Annotated in this window: 22 protein-coding genes and 1 pseudogene; 7 read left to right on the plus strand and 16 right to left on the minus strand. The window is 32.4% G+C overall.

All coding sequences use genetic code 11. The features are described from left to right. A pseudogene (locus E0K96_RS04285) lies at positions 1–448 on the plus strand (M17 family metallopeptidase); the annotation flags it as partial. Between the two features lie 19 nt (positions 449–467). Here the strand turns inward: E0K96_RS04285 and E0K96_RS04290 are convergent. From E0K96_RS04290 to E0K96_RS04300, 3 genes are read right to left on the minus strand one after another with little or no spacing between them, the layout of a single operon-like run. After that, positions 468–2,327, minus strand: coding sequence for an ABC transporter ATP-binding protein (locus tag E0K96_RS04290; RefSeq protein WP_168081457.1), 1,860 nt, complete (start codon positions 2,325–2,327; stop codon positions 468–470). Continuing rightward, complete coding sequence (locus tag E0K96_RS04295) at positions 2,327–4,051, minus strand: ABC transporter ATP-binding protein (RefSeq protein WP_168081459.1); 1,725 nt, start codon at positions 4,049–4,051, stop codon at positions 2,327–2,329. Before E0K96_RS04295 ends, E0K96_RS04290 begins: the two co-directional genes overlap by 1 nt. A 10-nt stretch (positions 4,052–4,061) precedes the next feature. Continuing rightward, positions 4,062–4,490: a MarR family winged helix-turn-helix transcriptional regulator gene (locus E0K96_RS04300; RefSeq protein ID WP_168081461.1), complete on the minus strand. Its 429-nt coding sequence runs from the start codon at positions 4,488–4,490 to the stop codon at positions 4,062–4,064. Positions 4,491–4,642: 152 nt separating this feature from the next. Here E0K96_RS04300 and E0K96_RS04305 point away from each other — a divergent pair, with 152 nt between their 5' ends. Then, positions 4,643–5,755, plus strand: a complete 1,113-nt coding sequence (locus tag E0K96_RS04305) for a CobW family GTP-binding protein (RefSeq protein ID WP_168081463.1) — start codon at positions 4,643–4,645, stop codon at positions 5,753–5,755. Next, a complete protein-coding gene (locus E0K96_RS04310; protein ID WP_168081465.1) occupies positions 5,755–6,696 on the plus strand; it encodes a TIGR03943 family putative permease subunit in 942 nt (313 codons plus the stop codon). Before E0K96_RS04305 ends, E0K96_RS04310 begins: the two co-directional genes overlap by 1 nt. A gap of 19 nt (positions 6,697–6,715) precedes the next feature. On the opposite strand, the gene E0K96_RS04315 is transcribed toward E0K96_RS04310, so the two are convergent. Both E0K96_RS04315 and E0K96_RS04320 read right to left on the minus strand, forming a co-directional pair. Next, the gene (locus tag E0K96_RS04315; protein ID WP_206080592.1) at positions 6,716–7,624 is read right to left on the minus strand and encodes a phosphatase PAP2 family protein; all 909 of its coding nucleotides are present in this window, start codon (positions 7,622–7,624) and stop codon (positions 6,716–6,718) included. A gap of 463 nt (positions 7,625–8,087) precedes the next feature. Further along, positions 8,088–8,285 (minus strand): DUF6199 family natural product biosynthesis protein, encoded by a 198-nt coding sequence (locus E0K96_RS04320; RefSeq protein WP_087244892.1) that lies wholly within the window; start codon positions 8,283–8,285, stop codon positions 8,088–8,090. Positions 8,286–8,409: 124 nt separating this feature from the next. Between E0K96_RS04320 and tgt the strand changes: the two genes are divergently transcribed. The 3 genes from tgt to E0K96_RS04335 are packed head-to-tail and all read left to right on the plus strand — an operon-like array spanning position 8,410 to position 11,219. Next, on the plus strand, positions 8,410–9,543 hold the full coding sequence (gene tgt, locus E0K96_RS04325) for a tRNA guanosine(34) transglycosylase Tgt (RefSeq protein WP_087304722.1): 1,134 nt from the start codon (positions 8,410–8,412) through the stop codon (positions 9,541–9,543). Then, positions 9,544–10,569, plus strand: coding sequence for a tRNA preQ1(34) S-adenosylmethionine ribosyltransferase-isomerase QueA (gene queA, locus E0K96_RS04330; RefSeq protein WP_087244894.1), 1,026 nt, complete (start codon positions 9,544–9,546; stop codon positions 10,567–10,569). Beyond that, complete coding sequence (locus E0K96_RS04335; protein WP_168081467.1) at positions 10,569–11,219, plus strand: epoxyqueuosine reductase QueH; 651 nt, start codon at positions 10,569–10,571, stop codon at positions 11,217–11,219. The genes queA and E0K96_RS04335 overlap by 1 nt, the downstream gene beginning before the upstream one ends. A gap of 19 nt (positions 11,220–11,238) precedes the next feature. Here E0K96_RS04335 and E0K96_RS04340 read toward each other — a convergent pair whose 3' ends face one another. The 4 genes from E0K96_RS04340 to E0K96_RS04355 all read right to left on the minus strand — a co-directional run bounded on the left by E0K96_RS04340 (position 11,239) and on the right by E0K96_RS04355 (position 14,258). Then, positions 11,239–12,093: an EamA family transporter gene (locus E0K96_RS04340; RefSeq protein WP_168081469.1), complete on the minus strand. Its 855-nt coding sequence runs from the start codon at positions 12,091–12,093 to the stop codon at positions 11,239–11,241. A gap of 95 nt (positions 12,094–12,188) precedes the next feature. Further along, on the minus strand, positions 12,189–12,596 hold the full coding sequence (locus E0K96_RS04345; RefSeq protein ID WP_087936529.1) for a PTS sugar transporter subunit IIB: 408 nt from the start codon (positions 12,594–12,596) through the stop codon (positions 12,189–12,191). Further along, on the minus strand, positions 12,589–13,767 hold the full coding sequence (locus E0K96_RS04350; RefSeq protein WP_168081471.1) for an aminotransferase class I/II-fold pyridoxal phosphate-dependent enzyme: 1,179 nt from the start codon (positions 13,765–13,767) through the stop codon (positions 12,589–12,591). The genes E0K96_RS04345 and E0K96_RS04350 overlap by 8 nt, the downstream gene beginning before the upstream one ends. Next, positions 13,767–14,258: an Lrp/AsnC family transcriptional regulator gene (locus E0K96_RS04355; RefSeq protein ID WP_087244899.1), complete on the minus strand. Its 492-nt coding sequence runs from the start codon at positions 14,256–14,258 to the stop codon at positions 13,767–13,769. The genes E0K96_RS04350 and E0K96_RS04355 overlap by 1 nt, the downstream gene beginning before the upstream one ends. A gap of 163 nt (positions 14,259–14,421) precedes the next feature. On the opposite strand from E0K96_RS04355, the gene E0K96_RS04360 reads away from it, so the two are divergent. After that, positions 14,422–15,453 (plus strand): lactonase family protein, encoded by a 1,032-nt coding sequence (locus E0K96_RS04360; protein ID WP_168081473.1) that lies wholly within the window; start codon positions 14,422–14,424, stop codon positions 15,451–15,453. 85 nt (positions 15,454–15,538) lie between these two features. Here the strand turns inward: E0K96_RS04360 and E0K96_RS04365 are convergent, their stop codons facing one another. The 7 genes from E0K96_RS04365 to E0K96_RS04395 form a co-directional block, all read right to left on the minus strand. Then, positions 15,539–16,858: an MATE family efflux transporter gene (locus E0K96_RS04365; protein ID WP_168081475.1), complete on the minus strand. Its 1,320-nt coding sequence runs from the start codon at positions 16,856–16,858 to the stop codon at positions 15,539–15,541. A 217-nt stretch (positions 16,859–17,075) separates the two neighbouring features. After that, positions 17,076–17,843 (minus strand): ParB/RepB/Spo0J family partition protein, encoded by a 768-nt coding sequence (locus tag E0K96_RS04370; RefSeq protein ID WP_168081477.1) that lies wholly within the window; start codon positions 17,841–17,843, stop codon positions 17,076–17,078. A gap of 135 nt (positions 17,844–17,978) precedes the next feature. Further along, entirely contained in the window at positions 17,979–18,821 is an 843-nt protein-coding gene (locus E0K96_RS04375) for a Cof-type HAD-IIB family hydrolase (RefSeq protein WP_087304715.1), read from the minus strand. 72 nt (positions 18,822–18,893) lie between these two features. Continuing rightward, complete coding sequence (locus E0K96_RS04380) at positions 18,894–19,925, minus strand: aldo/keto reductase (RefSeq protein WP_129738341.1); 1,032 nt, start codon at positions 19,923–19,925, stop codon at positions 18,894–18,896. A 39-nt stretch (positions 19,926–19,964) separates the two neighbouring features. Then, positions 19,965–20,183 (minus strand): hypothetical protein, encoded by a 219-nt coding sequence (locus E0K96_RS04385; RefSeq protein WP_129738343.1) that lies wholly within the window; start codon positions 20,181–20,183, stop codon positions 19,965–19,967. Positions 20,184–20,241: 58 nt separating this feature from the next. Further along, positions 20,242–20,901, minus strand: a complete 660-nt coding sequence (locus tag E0K96_RS04390; protein WP_087936535.1) for a DNA alkylation repair protein — start codon at positions 20,899–20,901, stop codon at positions 20,242–20,244. 50 nt (positions 20,902–20,951) lie between these two features. Beyond that, on the minus strand, positions 20,952–21,632 hold the full coding sequence (locus E0K96_RS04395) for a fructose-6-phosphate aldolase (protein WP_087297917.1): 681 nt from the start codon (positions 21,630–21,632) through the stop codon (positions 20,952–20,954). Between the last annotated feature and the right edge of the window lie 15 nt (positions 21,633–21,647).

Genomic DNA, 21,647 nt, shown 5'->3' on the forward strand with positions numbered 1-21,647 from the left:
CGAGGTCGTAAGCACAGATGCAGAAGGACGACTGATCTTATGTGATGCTATCACATATGCACAAAGACTAGGAGCTAGTCACCTTATTGATTTAGGAACTTTGACTGGTCCAGCCTTGGGAGATGTTTATACTGCTGTTTTCGCTAATGATGATGCCTATTATCAAGAATTTGAAGAAGCTATGAAAGCAGCAGATGAAAAAGGATGGCGATTACCATTAGATCAGGAATATTTTGATAAATTAAAATCAAATAGTGCTGATATGACAAATTGTTCAATGACATTTGGTGGTGATGCCAGTGTTGCGGCTAACTTTTTAGAAGCATTTGTTGAAAAAGACATACAATGGATTCATTTGGATATTGCTTCTACTGCGAAAAAACCAAATATTGGAGCAACTGGAGCAATGGTCAGAAGTATCGCAACATTTTTAGGGAAAGAAAAATAGCACAATCAAGTGCTATTTTTTAATCCAATTCAAATTGTCCTGTATATAACTGATAATAACGTCCTTTTTGTGCAATCAATTCATCATGACTACCACGTTCAATAATTTGACCATGATCTAACACCATAATCGCATCTGAATTTCTGACTGTTGATAATCTATGAGCAATCACAAAAACTGTACGATTTTCCATTAAACGATCCATACCTTTTTCAATTAATTTTTCAGTACGGGTATCAATCGAACTTGTTGCTTCATCTAATATCAAAACAGGTGGATCAGCAATTGCTGCTCTGGCAATGGCTAGTAACTGACGCTGTCCTTGTGAAAGATTGGCCCCATCCCCACTCAACATGGTTTCATAACCATTTGGTAAACGTTTGATAAAACTATGGGCATTAGCCAATTTTGCTGCTTCTATCACTTCGTCCATTGTCGCATCCAGTTTTCCATAACGAATATTATCAGCAATCGTTCCAGTAAATAAATGTGTATCTTGTAAAACAATAGAAATCGAATGTCTTAAATCATCTTTTTTAATTAATTTGACATCAATGCCATCATAAGTAATACTACCGCTATGAATATCATAGAAACGATTAATCAGATTTGTAATGGTTGTTTTTCCTGCACCTGTACTTCCAACAAATGCAATTTTTTGTCCCGGTTTCGCAAACAAATTAATATTTTTTAAAATAGGAACATTGTCTTCATAGCCAAACACCACATCATGGAAACGCACATCACCCTTTAATTCGACAAGCTCAATACTTCCATCTGGTCTAGGATGACGCCATGCCCAATATCCTGTATGTTCCTGACATTCACTTAAATGACCATCTTTATGTTTACGCACTCTTGTTAATGTAACTTGACCATCATCAATTTCTGGTTTTTCTGACATCATATCAAATATTCTTTCAGCCCCTGCCATAGCTGCTAAAATGAAATTCAATTGTTGTGTAAATTGATTGACTGGTTGTGCAGTCTGTCTGACAAAAACCAGATAAGAAGACAAACTTCCTAAATCCATAAAACCAGAAATTGTTAAAAATCCTCCTACACAGGCAACAATAGCATAATTCAAATATGAAATACTCACAACAGAAGGAATAGTACGTCCTGAATAGGTCAAAGCATTCGTTGCTGCCAGTTGTAAGATTTCATTACGACGATTAAATTCCTCAATATTATCTTGTTCATGATTAAAAACTTTGACAACTTTGACACCATCAACCATCTCTTCAATAAAACCATTTAAGTCTCCTAAAGCAGCCTGTTGCTTAGAAAAATAATATTTACTGCGTTTTGTCAGATATTGAATCAAAAAATACATAATCAACATACAAGCAAAAACAATCAAAGATAATTGCCAGCTTAATACAAAGATCAGCACTAAGGTTCCGACAATCATAATAAAACTTTGAATCAAATTATCAAAACAGTTATTCAATGCATCCTGAACAGTATCCAAATCATTAGTAAAATGACTCATTATTTCACCATGAGTATGACTATCAAAATAGCGAATTGGTAACTTTTGTGTCTTTTCAAATAAATCCTGTCGCATCTCTTTGACAATCTTTTGAGAAGTATGCACCATCAATTGTTTATATATGGCTGTCGCAGTGGCACCTATCATATAGACAACAATCATAAATATAATAAACGAAACTAATCCCTGATAATCCCCAGGCAATAGATAACGATTAATAATCGTACGAATTTGAAAAGTTCCCCAAAGATTAATCCCTGTACTTAAAACAACCAATACAGCAACACATGATAAAGCATATTTATGATATCCTATATACTTTTTAAAGGAACTTAATGTCTTGACCATATCTTGAGGCTTTGCATTCGTTATTTGTCTTGCCATTATAAACCAGCTCCTTCCAATTGAGAATAATAAATATCCTGATAAATGTGATCATGTACCAACAACTCATCATGTGTTCCCACAGCATGAATATGTCCATCTTCTAAAATGACAATCTGATCTGCATGCTGAACACTTGATACTCTTTGAGCTATAATAATTTTTGTTGTATCTTTTAAAGAGGCCAAACCTTCTCGAATACTTGCTTCAGTGGCAGTATCAACGGCACTCGTTGAATCATCGAGAATTAATACCTTTGGTCTTTTCAATAACGCTCTGGCAATACATAATCTTTGTTTCTGTCCACCAGAAACATTGACACCACCTTGCCCCAGGTCTGTTTCATATCCATCAGGGAATTGATTGATAAATTCATCAACACAGGCAATATGACATGCCCATTGTATATCTTCATCAGTGGCTTCTTTATTCCCCCAAAGTAGATTTTCTCTAATTGTACCACTGAATAATGTATTCTTTTGTAAAACCATTCCTACACTATCTCTTAAATGTTCTACAGAATAATCTTTCACATTATGACCATCTACCAATACTTCTCCTTCACTGACATCATAAAGTCTAGGGATCAGTTGAACAAGACTCGTTTTCGCCGCTCCTGTTCCTCCCAAAATACCAATTGTTGAACCACTAGGAATATGCAAATCAATATCAGTTAAAACATATTCTTTAGCTGTAGACTTATATTTAAAATAAACATGCTGAAAATCAATACAACCCTGTTCAACTGTTAAAGATGTATTTTGTGGATCATGAATATCAGGAACTTCATCTAAAACTTCAATAATACGTTCACAACTGGCAATAGAACGTGTCAGCATTAAAAAGACATTCGAAATCATCATTAAGGCATTTAAAATCTGTAAAACATAACTTAAGAATCCAGTCAATTCTCCTACCTGCATTGTTCCATTTAAAATCATTCGTCCACCAAAGAAAAGAATAGAAACAATTGTCAGATACATCACATATTGAAATAATGGCATATTCCAAACTGAAGTTCGAAAAGCTTTTTCACTGTTTTCCTTTAATCCTTCATTCATTTTTTCAAACTTCTCAGATTCATATCCTTCTCTTACATAAGATTTGACAACTCGCATAGCATTTAAATTCTCTTGAACGACGGTATTGATATTATCAACACTGGATTGCATCAGTTTATATAATGGTCCTACCTTTTTCACAATGACAAATAAACCAATACCTAAAATAGGTGTCGCAACTAAGAATATCAACGCTAGCTTGGCATTGATCGTGAATGTAAAAAACAATGCCAACAAAAGCATAAAAGGCGCTCTGACCAATGGTCTAATTCCATTACATATCGCATTTTGAATGATAATAACATCACTTGTTAAACGGGTGATTAAAGATGATGTTGAAAAATGATCAGTATTCGCAAATGAAAAATTCTGAACTTTTTCAAATTCATCTTTTCTAATTTCTGCTCCAAATCCTTGTCCGGCAATTGCTGCAAAACGAGCATACAAAACACCTAAAATATAAGCAATGACTGCACAAATCATCATAAGGATTCCTTGTATAACAATATAATTGGTATCCTTATTTGTAACCCCTACATCAATGATATTGGCCATCAACATAGGAATCACAAGTTCAAATACTGTTTCACTAATAATACAAACACATGCCAAAATAAAATATTTACGATATTTTTTAGCATATGGCCATAAACGCTTAATCATATGACTCCTCCTATAAAATCTTTTTCCCAGTTAAATTCGTATACATTCTTGATAAATAATTTTGAAACTGTTCTTTTTCTTCAGGAGTAAAACCCTGTAAAGAAATCTGTTCCACTTCCATACAGTGTTCCTCCCACTTCTGTAAAGCCCTTCTTCCCTTATCCGTTAAATTCACCTGATAAGCTCGTTTATTTTGTGGATTGATATTACGTATAATCATCCCTTTTTCTTCAAGATTATCTAGCATTTTACTGACTGTGGCACATTCTACATCACATTCTTTTGCGATGTCTTTTAATTTACAATTCTCATGACTTTGAATATAACGCAAAACTTTAGGTTGTCCTGGCGACAATTGAAATGCATTCATATTCGCTCGATTTTTTTGTCGTTGTGCATGAAAAGTCTTAAACAATAACGTATGTAAAGGCGTTTCCATAAAAAAGCCCTCCTTTCATTAGCTTACTAACTATTAGTATACTAACAATTATAGACCTGTTCATTTTTTTATCAAGAGAAAATGTATGTTATTTCATTTGCTTGTTAAAAATACGAGTGCTATAATACAAAAAAAGAAAGAAGGTCGAATAAATGAGTAAAGTAGATATTATTTCTGGTTTTTTAGGAGCTGGAAAAACAACATTAATCAAAAAACTTATTCAGGATTGTTTAGGAAATGAAAAAGTTGTTTTAATTGAAAATGAATTTGGTGAAATTGGTATAGATGGAAGCTTCTTAAAAGAAGCTGGAATTGAAATTACAGAAATGAACTCTGGATGCATTTGTTGTTCATTAGTCGGTGATTTTAGCGAAGCTTTAAAACAAGTCGTAGCTAAGTATCATCCTGATCGTATTATGATTGAACCATCTGGAGTTGGTAAACTTTCTGATGTCATTAAAGCAGTTAGGGATGTTCACAGTGATGAACTTCAATTGAATAGTTTCTGTAGTGTTATTGATGTGAAAAAGTGTAAAACATATTCACTAAACTTTGGAGAATTCTTTAATAATCAGATTGAATATGCTTCTACTATTATTTTAAGTCGTACTCAGGATGTACCACAAGATAAGATTCAGGAAGCTATTGATATCATTAAATCTATGAATACAACAGCTTCTATCATTACAACACCTTGGGATGAATTAAGTGGTGAAACAATTTTACAGACAATGGAAAATGAAAATTCTTTACAGGACATCTTAATGAAAGAAGCAGATATTTGTCCAGAATGCGGCCATCATCATAAACATGGTGAACATTGCCACCATCACGAACATCATCATGGACATGGCGAACATTGTCATCATCATGATGAACATCATGAATGTTGTCACCATCACCACCACGAAAACGAAGAATGTCATCATGGACATCATCATGACCATGAATGTGGATGTGGTCATCACCACCACCATCATCATGCTGATGAAGTCTTTACAAGCTTAGGAAAAGAAACAATTCATACTTATACACAGGAACAGTTAGATCAAATTCTTCAGACTTTATCTTCATCTCATGAATATGGAGATATCTTGCGTGCAAAAGGTATTTTACCTACACCAGATAAGAAATGGTTACACTTTGATTTAGTACCTGGAGAATATGAAATTCGTTTTGGTAGTGCTGATTACACTGGTCGTATCTGTGTTATTGGTAAAGATTTATTAGAAGACAAAATTTATGAATTATTTGGAGTAGAATAATGAATACAAGAATCTATTTATTTACAGGATTTTTAGATAGCGGAAAATCTTCATTTATTATTGATACCATTACAACAACAGATTTCTGCAATAATGAAAAAACTTTATTAATTATCAGTGAACAAGGTGAAAAAGAATATAATCAGGAAGATATTGAATCATTTAATTGTGATTTGGTTTATATTCATAAAGAAGATGAATTCAATCTTGAATTTTTAACCGAACTTGAAAACAAATATCATCCAACTCAAGTCCTCATGGAAGTGAATGGAATGTTTAATGTTGATCATCTTATTGAATGTGAAAAACCTGAAGGATGGGAAGTTGTCCAAGTTTTAACAACCATCAATGCTAAGACTTTTGCTTTGTATATTCAAAACATGCGTTCTTTATTATATCAACATGTTGTTCATAGTGATTTATTGATTTTTAATAGAATTGATGATTCTATTAAAAAATCATTCTTAAGAAATAATATTAAAGCCATTAATTCTACATGTCAGATTATTTATGAAAAAGAAGATGGCACTGTCAACACTCTAGAAGATGATGAATTACCATTTGATATTCAACAGGATTATATCAATGTTTTAGATCATGATTTTGGTCTTTTCTGTATGGATGCCTTGGATCATCCTGATAAATACGATCATAAGAAAATCACTCTCAGAGGAAAATTCATTGGTCGTGATAAGCAATTAGAAGATGGCTTTGTATTAGGACGTTTAGCTATGGTTTGTTGTGAAGAAGATACGTCTTTAATTGGTATGGTCTGTGAACACCCTGCTGCTAAACAACTGATTCCTAATGAATGGGTTGAAGTCACTGGTACAATTGATGTCCAGTATGATCCAGATATCAACGGAAATTTCTGTTTATTAAAAGTGGATGACTTAAAAGTCATTCCACCATTAAAAAATGAATATGTCACTTTTGATTAGAGGATGCATATCCTCTTTTTTATTTATATCTTATTCCTATGTCACCATTACAATCAACCTTATCCTTGCTATAATTTTTGAATATGACTCGAGCCATAATCATTTGTATCACAAGACTTATTGCCATTCCAGTCACAACATCTGTTAAAAAATGAGCTCCCATAATGATTCTTGATAATGCAACCAAAAAAGTAAAGCAAACCCCTATAAAAAATAATAAATTTTCTTTTCCTTCTAAGTGACTATTCAACAAAGGCAATACACATAACAACATCGCACAAGCCGCATTCGCTGTATGTCCAGATGGAAAGGATTTAAATTCTTCACTTGCTACACCTAAAGCCATCAGCTGATCTTTCATTGTATTTCCTATAACCCACCAAGGCTGAAAACTGACATCATGACGACTACTAATCATTCGCATACGGGGGCGTTCCCATGTCATTTTCACAATATTAACAACAAAAACTTCAATTAAAACTATTAATAAAATAAAAATCACTATCTTTTTTATTGTATCCTGAGATGCATGGCTACTAAGTCGATAAATCAATACATCAACAATTCCTACAATGCCAATAGCTATCACTAAGCTTAATAATGTTGTCATTCTAGAAATATATAATAAAGCTCCTATTGTGATCCCTATAACAGCAATAAAATTAAAAAGTAGTGACAAACAACAATATAGCATCGTCTTTATTTGCTTATCCTTATCTATCATACGTAATAATAATGTTCCAATTGCAGCCATACATAACAAGGCAGGTATTTGACCATAGCCAGCCAAAAAAACACCAAAAATATTAGACGAATTATAAAAAAACTGTGAAATCTGATAATCCCAAATAGAACCTATCCCCATTAAAACAAGTAAAATAACACCTATAACTATGCAATACTTCTTCTTATATATTTGTATATCCATATTTTCTCAACCCTTTATTTGATAATATTATAAAAAATACAACTCTATCTTTTTTAACATTTAAACTTACACTTTATAAACTATATCTGAAATTGATAAACATAATATGAATCATTTTATGTATATGATAACAAACAATATGAAAATATTACTTTTTATTGATATGTTTATGGATGAATATTGATAAAATTTAAACTTATACACCCTTTTATGTGTAATGGTAATCCAAAATACCAACAAAGCTGATCATAAACAAAAAGCCACCTATTTATGGCTACTTTCCAAATCAATATTGACTATATTATTGAGTTCATAAAGCTTCATATTTTCAGTTTTCTAAACTTCTGATACTATCCTTTTCTTTTGTAAAACTATCATAAATTCAATACATATATCTCATAAACCATTTATACTAAATCTAGATTTAGTCATATTATATTGACATATAGATGATCGAATGATTTTAAATAAAAAGAGCAATTAAAAATATAATAGAGCCAATAATACAAAACGTTCCCATAACACGCATCAAAGCGATATACAACTCTGAAGGTTCTCCATTCTTCACATCCCAGAAATGTTCTATTTTCCATAACAGATCAGGTCTTCCTACCATAGCAATCCCCAATAACAACAATACCACTATCCAAACATACTCCATAACAGTCACATCCCTTATCTTTATTTTAACATACTCTTTTCTTTTTCATAGAATTTCAATCAATAAAATTTGAACTTATACATCCTTTCATGTATAATGAGTATGCTAAAAAAGAGGTGAAAAAATGGAAGGTTTTTGGTATGAATTAAAACATGTTTGTAAACAATCTGGTGCAAGATATGGGATTTTACATACACCACATGGCGATGTTGAAACACCTATGTTTATGCCAGTAGGAACACTTGCTACAGTGAAAGGTATTTCTCCAGAACAATTAAAAGAAATGCATTCTCAAGTCATTTTAGCAAACACTTATCATTTATGGTTAAGACCTGGTGAAGATGTTGTTAAAATGGCTGGCGGATTACATCAATTTATGAATTATGATGGTCCTATTTTAACTGATAGTGGTGGTTTTCAAGTCTTCTCTTTAGGAAAGACAAGAAAGATTGAAGAAGAAGGCGTGACTTTTAAAAGTATTGTTGATGGAAAGAAATTATTTTTATCTCCTGAAAAATCTATTCAAATTCAAAATGATTTAGGTGCTGATATTATCATGAGCTTTGATGAATGTGCTCCATATCCTTCAACACATGAATATATGAAAAAAAGTGTGGAAAGAACTCTGCGTTGGGCAAAACGTGGTAAAGATGCTCATAAAAGAAAAGATCAGGCTTTATTTGGGATTGTACAAGGTGGAGAATTTGAGGATTTAAGAGAACTGTCAGCTAAAGAATTAGTGAAAATGGATTTCCCTGGCTATTCTATAGGAGGAACAAGTGTTGGTGAACCTAAGGATGTCATGTATAAAATGATTGATGATGCAGTGAAATGGCTCCCTCAGGATAAGCCACGTTACTTAATGGGTGTTGGGAATCCTATTGATTTAATTGAAGGGGCTATTCGTGGTATTGATATGTTTGACTGTGTTTTACCAACAAGAGTTGCAAGACATGGAGCATTAATGACACATCATGGACGTATGAATATTAATAATGAAAAATATAAATATGACTTTACGCCTATTGATGACAAATGTCATTGTTATACATGTCAAAACTATACACGTGCTTATTTAAGACATTTACATAAATGTGATGAATTATTTGGAAAAAGTTTATTATCTATTCATAATGTTGCTTTCTTACTTCAATTAAGTGAAGATATAAGAAAAGCCATTCAGGAAGATCGTTTATTAGATTTTAAAGAAGAATTTTTAAATAGTTATGGTAGAGATGTTTATGAAAGGGCGTTTTAAATGAAAATTAGTGAATTTGATTATGATTTACCAGAGGAATTGATTGCGCAAACTCCTCTACAAAAAAGAGATACTTCACGTTTAATGGTCTTAGATAGAAAAACAAAAACGATTGAAGACAAGCATTTTTATGATATTTTAGACTATCTACATGCTGGGGATATTTTAGTCAGAAACAATACAAAAGTCATTCCTGCCAGACTTTATGGAATAAAAGAAGAAACTGGTGGTCATGTTGAAGTCTTGCTTCTTAAAGATTTAGGTGAAGATGTATGGGAATGTCTTGTGGGAAATGCACGTATTGTGAAAATGGATACTATCATTACTTTTGGAGATGGTTCTTTAAAAGCCAAATGTGTACATATTGGAGAAGAAGGTATTCGTCATTTTCAAATGATGTATGAAGGTATTTTCTATGAAGTCTTAGATCATCTTGGCACAATGCCACTTCCTCCTTATATCAAGGAAAAGCTTGATGATCCTCATCGTTATCAGACTGTTTATGCTAAAGTCGAAGGTAGTGCCGCCGCACCTACCGCTGGCTTACATTTTACTGAAGATATTTTAAAGAAAGCTCAAGACAAAGGTGTTGAAATCCTAGATGTCACTTTACATGTAGGGCTAGGCACTTTTAGACCAGTGAAGGTTGATGATGTATTAGAACATCATATGCATAGTGAATTTTATATGATTGATGAAGATACTGCCCAAAAGCTTAATCAAGCCAAAGCCAATGGACAACGCATTATCAGTGTTGGAACAACTTCAACAAGAACACTTGAAGCCAACTTTAAAAAATATGGAAAATTTCAAGCTACACAGGAAAGTACTGATATCTTTATTTATCCAGGTTATCAGTTTGAAGCTATTGATGCTTTGATTACCAATTTCCATCTTCCTAAATCAACATTAGTGATGCTTGTGAGTGCATTTGCTGATAAAGATTATATTATGAAAGCTTATCATCATGCTGTGGAAGAAAAATATCGTTTCTTCTCATTTGGTGATTGTATGTTTATTCAATAATGAAAATCAATTATGATCTTAAATTACAGGAAGAACTTCAAAAAATTGGCAATCAGAAACCAACATTATTACTTCATGTCTGTTGTGGACCATGTTCTAGCAATGTGATTAAAGAATTATGCGAACATTTTGAAATCACAATCTATTATTCCAATTCCAACATTTATCCATCTGATGAATATCAAAGACGTTTCCATGAATTATTATCTTTTATTGAAAGATTTAATCATGATTTCAATCAAAACATTCAAGTCATTGAAGATCCTTATAATAATAGTGAATGGATTTCTCATCTTTATCCTTTAAAAGATTATCCAGAAGGAAGTGTAAGATGTCGTCTTTGTTATAGCTTGAGAATGCGTAAAACATTTGATTATGCAAAGATCAATCATTATGATTATTGGACAACTGTTTTAAGTGTATCACCACATAAAAATAGTCAATGGATTAATGAGATTGGAGATCAATGGCAAAGTGAATCACCAAAATTCTTATATGCTGATTTTAAGAAAAATAATGGTTATTTAAAATCAACACAAATGACAAAAGAATATGGAATGTATCGTCAAAATTATTGTGGCTGTATGTTCAGTTATGAAGAAATGTTAAAAAGAGAAGAACATAAAGATGAACAAAAGCAGGATGCCTAATGCATCCTGTTTTTTGTGATTAAAGTAACATAATAAGCGTTCCTGCCACAATCATCATTAATCCAATAAAAGATTTTAAATTCAGTTTTTCATGAAAGACAATATAAGAGAAAAGCACTGTGACTAAGATACTCAATTTATCAATCGGTGTGACAAGACTGGCTGGTCCAATCTGTAATGCTCTATAAAAACATAACCATGAAGTTCCAGTCGCTATACCTGATAAAAAAATATAAATGAGTTCATGTTTGGGAACTTCTTTAACGCTATTTTGCGCATTTGTCGCAACCACAACAACCCATGCCATCACCAAGACAACACTTGTACGAATGGCAGTTCCTAAATTGCTTTCAATATGACTGATTCCTACCTTTCCTAAGATGGTTGTTAAACTGGCAAAGACAACTGATAACACAGCATAAATGAACCAATGATTGTCTTCTTTCTGACTTGTTTCTTTTTTCTCCAACATCAAAAAAGTTCCCGTCATCATCAAAATCATCCCGATAATTTTATAAATATCGACTGTTTCATGAAATAAGATAAAACTTAAAATCATTGTTAAAACAACACTTGTCTTATCTATTGCAGCCACTTTATTAATATTTCCTAATTGTAAGGCTCTAAAATAACACAACCAGGATGCACCTGTCGAAAGACCTGATAACACCAAAAAAAGTATTGTCTGATAAGATAAGTTCGCTATTTCATGAAAAGAACCTACAATAAAAACCATAATCCATGAAAAAATCAAAACAACAATTGTTCTGAGAGCTGTCGCTACATGTGAATTTGTATCATGTATACCACATTTTGCTAAAACAGCTGTTATACCTGCAAAAAATGCTGAACCAAATGCATATAAAATCCACATCTCTTTGACCTCTTTTCTGGTATTTCTTCTTTTTTCATTCTCATAACTCTATTTTATAACGATTTTCATTATAAAAAAAGCAAGAATCAACGTTCTTACTTTTGATAAACATGTTTATAGGCTTTTTGTCTTGTTATTTTTAATACATTTTCTTCACCAGGAAAATGAACAGGATTCATATGTGTCTGCTGATAAATCTCCAACAAATCTATAACATCCTGATAGATTTCTTCAATCTCCATATTTCCATACATTCTTGGTGGTAAAATATAAATAGGGACTTGAACATCAGTCTTTTCAAGCAACTGTTTGACATAAATATTTAAATGTGGACAACAAATAATAATATCAAAGTTATCTATCTTTTCTAAAACAAGAGAAAAAGGAGAAAACTCCATTTCAAGTTGATTCGATAAGTTCTTGGCAATAATCTCCTTTTTCATTCTTTCAGCGACATAACTTGATGAAAAGCCTCCACCACAACATAATAAGACTCTAATCATGTGCTGCCTTACATTTCTCTACAAAGATTTTTATTTTTTGAGTTGCAATCTTTAATTCTTCAAGACTGTAAGCATAAGAAACACGGATAAATCCTTCTCCTGCTGGTCCAAAAGCAGTTCCTGGAACACAAGCTACTTTTTGATCTTCTAACAGTTTTTCACAGAATTCATCAGATGTGAGTCCAGTTGAACGAATACATGGAAAAACATAGAAAGCGCCTTGAGGTTTAAATGTTTCCAGTCCCATATCATTAAATGTTTTCACTAAAAAGTTTCGTCTAGCCTTATAAGAATCTCGCATTTTCAAGACTTCATCATAACAATGTCTTAATCCTTCAATAGCTCCATATTGGGCAGCAGAAGGAGCAGACATGATAATATATTGATGAATTTTATTCATAGCTTTTGTAAATACAGAATTAGCGAGAACATAACCTAAACGCCATCCTGTCATCGCAAAGGCTTTAGAAAAACCACTCACAACAATCACCTGATCTTTGATTTCATCAAATGAAGCAATTGAACAAAATTCTTCTTCATAACTCAATTCTGCATAAATTTCATCAGAAATCACAATAAGACCTGATTCCTTAATAATAGGAACAATCTTTTCATAATCACTCTTTGTCATAAATCCACCTGTTGGATTTGATGGATAATTAATCAATAATGCTTTTGTTTTGGGTGTAATCGCAGCTTTTAAAAGCTCTGGTGTTAATTTAAACTCATCTTCCTGACGTAAATTAATTGTGACAGGAACCCCTCCTGCAAGCTCAACACCAGGTGTATAAGCTACATATCCAGGATCCAAAACAATCATTTCTTCCCCAGGATTTAATATAGCACGAATCGCAATATCAATACCTTCTGACCCACCAACAGTCACAATACAGTTCTCTTTGGCATTATAATCCACATGAAAACGATCACGATAATATCGACAGATTCCTTCTCTTAATTCCTGCAATCCCTGATTGGCTGTATAAAATGTTCTTCCTTTTTCAATGGAATAAATCGCAGCTTCTCGAATAGCCCAAGGTGTTGTAAAATCCGGTTCCCCAACTCCTAAAGATATGACATCTTCCATTTGTGAAGCTAAATCAAAGAATTTTCTAATTCCACTTGGTTTAATTGTTTTGACTCTATCACTTAAAATATCATTATAATCCATTATGGAGTCACCACCAATCTATCATTTTTTCCATCTTCATCTTCAATTAAAACAACACCATTATTTTTATATTGTTTTAATACAAAATAAGTTGATGTTCCTGTCACTCCATCTACACATGCCAGTTTACTAGCCACAAAATGAGCAACTTCCTGCATTGTCTTTCCTTTAACAATACATACAAATTCAAAACTTCCACTCAATAAATACATTGTATCAACTTCATCAAATTTATAAATATGACTCGCAATACGATCATAGCCATATTCTCTTTCTGGACTTGCATTGACTTGAATCAATGCTGTTACAATTTCTGTATTTGTTAAATCCCAGTTGACAATTGTATGATAACCACAGATCACTTTCTTCTGTTCTAATTCCGTTAATTTTTGAATGACATTATCTTTAGATTCATCTAAGGCGGCCGCTAAATCAGTAATCTTCATCCTCGCATTTTTTTGTAATAAACTTAACATTAACTTCTCTTCCATATTCGCTTCCTCCTTCAATATAGTATCTATTGTATTACACTTTTGTGTATTATGAAAGAATTTTATAATTTTCTTTTTATTATTTCTATGTTTTTATACCTTTTTTTATTCATTTCATAAAATATTATGATAAAATATTTTATATAGCGAAAGGAGCTTTAACATGAAAATCTTTTATGTATCAAGTTATGGAAAACATCATGATAAAGGTATTTATATCATGAAATTTGATGAAAAAACATTAGAAATGAAACGTATTCAACAAATCGAAACTCAAGACTACCCTGCTTATATGATATGTAATGATCATACATTATATGTTGCTTATAAAAATGCCAATTCTCATAGTTATGGAGGGGGTTTAGGAAGTTTTTCAATCTATAAAGATGAACTGATTTTAAATAATAATTATCATTCCAGTGGTCGTTCTTATACACATTTATGCGTTGATCAAAATAATCGCTATCTTTTTGCGGCGAATTATCATGTTGGCGCAACTGCTTCTTACCAATTAGAAAATAGTATTATTACTCAAAAAATTTGTGCAGTTCATCATGTCGGTTTAGGTCCCGATCTTTTAAAACGTCAAACAGGTCCACATGCACATTATGTTGGCATCACTCCTGATCAGGAATTTGTTTATTCTGTTGATTTAGGTGCTGATAAAGTCGTTATGTATCGTTACTCTCAGGGTGTTTTATTAGAAGATCCTCATTATACTTTAAATATTGTTCCTGGTTCTGGTCCACGTCATATGATTTTTTCTCATGATGGTCGTTTTGCCTATCTTGTCAATGAGATTGCTAATAATATTATGGTCTTTAAATATTATCAGGGACATTTCCAATTAATACAGGCTATTCACTGTATACCAAGACATTTTAAAGGTTTTTCAAGTGCAGCTGCTATTCGCTTAAGTCATAGTGGAAATCATCTTTTTGTATCAAATAGAGGGCATGACAGTATAGCTATGTACCGCGTCAATAAAGAAAGTGGTAAAATTTCTTTACTCTATATGGTTCATACAAAAAAAGATCCTCGAGATTTCCAAATTGTTGATGATCGTTATTTAATTGTTGCATGTCAAGGTAGCAATCTGTTACAGGTGATGACATTCAATGAAGATACAGAAGAACTTGTTTTAAGTGACTCTTCAATTGAAATACCTGCACCTGTTTGTGTAGCTTTTGAATAGACTCTCTCATATCACTTTGATTTATTATAAAAAGCACTATGTTTGTTAACCAAGCAATCAGGTTCATTCAAACATAGTGTTTTATTTATTCACTATAATGATGATGTTTTAACCATTCAAAGCATCCCAGTCCAACAACAGCCACAATCAGTTCAGTCACTGGAAATGCACTCCAGACACCATTCATCTTTGCTATTGTGGAGAGAAGAAAAGCCATTGGAATGATAATGATAAATCCCCTTAATAAAGAAATAATATGTGCAGGCAAAGGATGTTCAACAGAAGTAAAATACATTGATAAAATAATATTAAATCCAGCAAATGGACAAGCAATGAAATATAACTTCAACCCTTGTGCTGCAATTGTCTGCAACATTGCATTATTCTCACTATTAAATATTTGTGTGATGGAAGATGCACCAAAGAAAACAGTTGTATAAATAACAGCTGAAATTATTAACATAGTTAATAATGCATATTTCAATACTCTATAAATGTTATCTAAATGATTCAAGCCATAATCTCGACTCATTAATGGCTGTATACCTTGAGCAATCCCAGTATATATAGCCATGACAACTAATGATAAATTAGCAATAACACCATATGCAGCAACACCCACATTCCCTTCAAGATTTAAAATAATGGTATTAAAAACAATCATGACAATTCCAGAAGAAACTTCTGTAACCAAAGAGGGTACACCACTTGAGAAAATACCAGTGATTGTTTTTAATGAAATTGTACTTTTTATAAAATGAAATTGATTTTTCTTTTTGAAAAAATGTGGTGATAAAATGCACATGCTGATAATAGGAGCTAATCCTGTCGCAAAGACAGCTCCAAAAATGCCCATTTGACAAGGAAAAATAAAGATATAATCTAAAACAATATTAGAAAAACTTCCTCCTAGCATTGCAGCCATGGAAAGCTGTGGTGCCCCATCATTACGTACAAAACAAAGAAAAACATTATTCATTAAAAAAGCTGGCGCAAACAATAATATCACTTGTAAATATGTTTTTGACATATCAAAAACATTCCCCTGCTCAACAAATAATGAAATAATTGTTCCAGAAAATAAGAAACCTATCAAAACAAAAATAATCGCAAAACATATAGCTAATAAAACAGCATGAGTGAATGTCTTGTTTGCATCTTGATGATGTTCCTGGCTTTTTAATATGGAATATTTTGTTCCACCACCCATACCAATCATCAAGCCACTTCCATGAATAAAACTATAAATAGGAATAGCCAAATTTAAAGCTGTCAATCCATCTGTACCAAGTCCTTTAGAAACAAAAAATGTGTCTGCTAAAATATAGCACGATAAACCAATCATACCTAACACATTTAAAGATGTATACCTAAAAAATTCCTGTAAACTCTCTAATTTCTTCATGTTTTCTTTATCCTTTCATTTTATCAATTGAATAGATATATTAAACATTTTATTGACTTTTGTCACCTTTTCTATCTTTACAAAAGAAAAGCACTGATTGTCGTATCTTCAATGGCCTATCGATACGAAACCAATGCTTAAAATTTACCCGGCGGCAAACAATCATATATCTGCTATGCATTCTATCACAAGACATAATATATATCAATACATCTCATTATTTTTTCATCTTAATCACATAAACAACTTCTTCATCTGTTTCAGAAATATCTACTGTTGTTTCCACTCCTGCCTGCTGTACCATCATGGCAGCCTGATCTAATGTATTCATAGCAATTTTTAAATTTTGTGAAATACTTTTTGTTTTAGGTTTTGGCTTTTTGGGTTCAATTTTCTTTTTGATTTTTTCTTCTGTCTGTTCAACATTTAAACCCTTATCCATAATTTCTCTTAACATATTATTTTGTTTTGCTGTTGTATCTAACTTTAATAAAGCTCTGGCGTGTCTTTCTGTGATATCTTTTCTTCGTACTGCTTCTTGAACAGTCATCGGAAGTTGTAATAACCTTAACTTATTTGCAATAGTTGATTGCTTTTTACCAACTTTTTGAGCTAATTCTTCCTGTGTTATATTTTGTGTATCTAAGATTTGTTGATATGCTAATGCTTCTTCAATGGCTGATAAATTCTCTCGTTGAATATTTTCAACAATTGCAGCTGTGGCAGTCTGTTGTTCATCATAATTTTGAACAAGACATGGAACTTCTTCTATACCTGCCAAAAGACATGCACGATAACGTCTTTCCCCAACAACAATCTGATACTTCCCATGATAAGGTCTGACCACAATAGGTTGTAATAATCCATTTTGTTGAATAGATACAGCTAATTCCTGAATTTTTTCATTTTCAAAATGTGTTCTTGGCTGATTCCCATTAGCTTCAATTTTATGTATATCTATAAATTTATATTTCGGCTCTTTCACAAAATCCTCTCCTTATAATCCGTTCCTTATTATAGCATTTTTATTCAAAAAACAAAAGAAATCAATAACACAAAAAAACAATTATCAACAGACCTCTTTATAAAGAGTCTCTGTTGATAATTTTAACATCAATCCCTAATCAATTAATTTTAAATAACGAAAAGCATTATATAACCCATCATCATTAACATCTGTTGTAATATAATCAGCAGCAGCTTTAATTTCTTCGCCACCATTTCCCATAGCCACATTATAATCACAACATTCAAACATAGATAAATCAATTTTAGCATCTCCAAAAGAAATCGTATCTTTTTGGTCAGCACCTAAATAATCCAATAAAACTTCAATAGCATGTCTCTTTGTAATACCAGTTGGACCTAAATCACCATACAAGGCCACTTCTCCCTTACCTCCCCATGTATTCGCAATCAAATGAGGAAATTCTTTTTGAGAATCTAAATGATCTTGATAACGACTTAAAATAAAACTAATTTTATTCACATCATCTCGATATAAATCTTCTCCCTGCAAATGAATAAAACCATCCATAAACTTCTTTGAAGATTCTTTAGCTTTCGTTAAATCCGCACCTTTACCCTGTGCATATTTCACCATTGTTTCTGGTCCCTGTTCCAACATATAATCATTACAATACATACCACTATTGGCTTCTAAATAAAATCCTAAATGTCTTTCATTACACCAGTCTACAATATGTTTGACATCTTCCTTTGATAATCCCTGATGCATCACAACATGTCCATGATCTTCTACATAAGCTCCATTCCCACCAATCATACCATCTAATTCACAAAGGTTTCTCTGTTCAATTTCAGCTTTTGAACAACCTGTACAAATATAAACTTTATGTCCATTTGCACGTGCCTGATTCACTGCCTGAGCAGCTGAAGCTGGTAATTTAGCCTCATAATCAATTAATGTTCCATCAACATCTAAAAATATAATCTTGCTCATATTGTCTCTCCTTTTCCACTATTATTTTTATTATAACATGTTTCAAAAAAATAACAGCATGAAATCATGCTGTTATTGAACTTTCACTTCACCAGATAAGACTTTCTGATAATCTTCATAATTCTTTTGAAGCAGTGCTGGGGTATCTAATTCATAAGGACATCGACTTGAACATTGACCACAATGCAAACAACCTTCAATCTTTTTCATTTCTGCCTGCATATCTTCAGTCAACCAGTTTTGTGATGGTGCTCTTCTTAACATCAATGACATACGGGCACATTGATTAATCATAATACCTGCTGGACATGGCATACAATATCCACATCCTCGACAGAAATCACCTGATAATTCTATTTTTTCTTTTTCTATAAATGCCTTCATTTCATCATCAAGAACCGGTGTATCCTGCATATAGGATAACCATTCATCTAATTCACTTTCTTTTTGAATTCCCCAAATAGGTAAAACATTATCAAATTGACTCATATAAGCCATTGCTGGACGTGACTGATTAATTAATCCTCCAGCTAACCCTTTCATCGCAATGAATCCCATATTAGCTTCTTGGCTCTTTTGAACCAGTTCTATTTCTTTTTGAGATGATAAATAACTAAAAGGAAATTGAATTGTTTCATAGAGATGAGAATCAACAGCATCTAATGCAACTTGTAACTGATGAGCAGTGATTCCAATATGTCTGATTTTCCCTTGTTTTTTAGCTTCTAACATACATTCATACATACCTGTTCCATCATTTGGTGCATAAACTTGTGAAGCACAATGAAACTGATAAATATCCACATAATCCGTTTTCAATAACGATAATGATGTGTCCAATTGCTTCCAGAATTCCTCAGGTGTCGTTGCCATTGTCTTTGTTGCAATATAATAGCTACTACGCGGATAAATATGTAATGCTTCTCCTAATTTTTCTTCACTGTCGCTATAAGCTCTTGCTGTGTCAAAAAAACGCATTCCTCCATCATAGGCTTTTCTTATAATAGTGACCCCTTCTTCTTTAGAAACTCTTTGAACGGGTAATGCTCCAAACCCATTTTGTACAACTTGAATACCTGTACTTCCTAAAATGATTTCCTTCATACGCCTAACCTCTTTTCTTACTTTTTATTCTAACACAACTTATTTCTTTTTTGAAAGCTTGATATTTTGAATCGTATGACAATAAGGACATTGAACATGATAATCTTGAACCTGACGATTCACATTGCCTATAACCTGAAAAAAGTGAGGTTTCCATGTTCGATGACAATGTTGACATTGAAAATAACGATTTTGACTTACTATGACATATAAAATAATCATACATGAAACAATGCCTAGAACACCTATCATTATCATTTTCAATACTTCCTTTCTTTATTGATTTTCTTCAAAAAATAATCTCTATCAGATTCTATCATATATACTTACTGCCTTCTTTAATGGAAAGTTTAGCCATTTTTTCATGATATTGTTGAATAAAATCACGAACCCATTGTGGATTTGTTTTAGAATAATCTCTTAATATCCAGCCTATTGCTTTATTGATAAAAAACTCATGACTATTCAAATTATTCACAAGAATCTTTTCTAACAAGATGGTATTTGTTTTTTCTTTTCGTCCTAACTGATGATCAATAGCTAATCTTCTTAGCCAAAAGTCATCATCTAATGACCATTCCAGCATTAAATCATCAACACGTTGATCTGTTAATCCAATTTGACCAATAATCGTATCAAAATTATCAATAGAATCCCACCATTGTTTATCTTTTATATAAACTTTCATATGTTGAATATCTTCATAAACCAATTGATTTTGAAACATCTTTAAATAATCACAGACAAAATATTGAAATTCTCTATGAGAATCCTGATAACATAAATCTAAAAAATCCCAATCAATTTGTTTGTGTTTCTTTTCCTGCTTCAAAAAATCTTTATAAAGCTTTCTTCTTTGAGGGGTTGGTATTCCATAGAAAACAAACTGATTTTTCATATATTGGGCCATAGATAATGCTTGATTTTGATCTTGCATATTTTCAAATAACTGTTTGATATATAAATACTTATCCATCATTCCACATCCTTAGTTTCATTATAACATAAAAGACGAGTTTCCTCGTCTTATAAATCACATATTCCTTTACCTTCACCATACATGCTATACCAGTCGGCATTGAAATCATCTACTGCTTTTTCTATGCTTGGATTCTTGAAAATCTGTTTCAAGATCTCTACTGGTGCTGTAATGGACTGCGCTCCATAATTGAAGGCATCTCTAATCTGTTGCACTCCCTTGAATGATGCTGCGACTATCTTTGTATCATATCCATCCATGACAATACGATTTGATAATTCATTGATGAGCTCCATTGGATCTGCTCCTAGATTTCCAATTCTATTGACATAGGGTGCAATATAGTCTGCCCCTGCTGCCAGTGCCATATAAGCCTGCATCAAATCATAGACTGCTGTCGCTGTGACATGAATGTTTTCTTCCTTCAACATCTTAATCGCTTTGATTCCTTCATAAGATACGGGTACTTTGATATAGACCTGTCTGTCTATTTCTTCAAGAATTCTATGTGCTTCCTTGACCATGCTTTGACAATCCTTAGAAATCACCTGAATATGAAGACTTCTATCCTTTCCAATAATATCTCTGATTGCTCGCATATGTGCAAAGAAATCCTCTGGGCTTGTCTTCTTGACAATAGAAGGATTGCTTGTAACACCTACGATAGGCATATAAGCAACGGCTTCCTTAATTTCTTCTAAATCAACTGTATCAATAATAAATTCCATAATCTTCTCCTCCTG

Source organism: Massilimicrobiota sp. SW1139 (genome assembly GCF_012027715.1).
GTDB lineage: Bacteria > Bacillota_I > Bacilli_A > Erysipelotrichales > Coprobacillaceae > Allocoprobacillus > Allocoprobacillus merdigallinarum.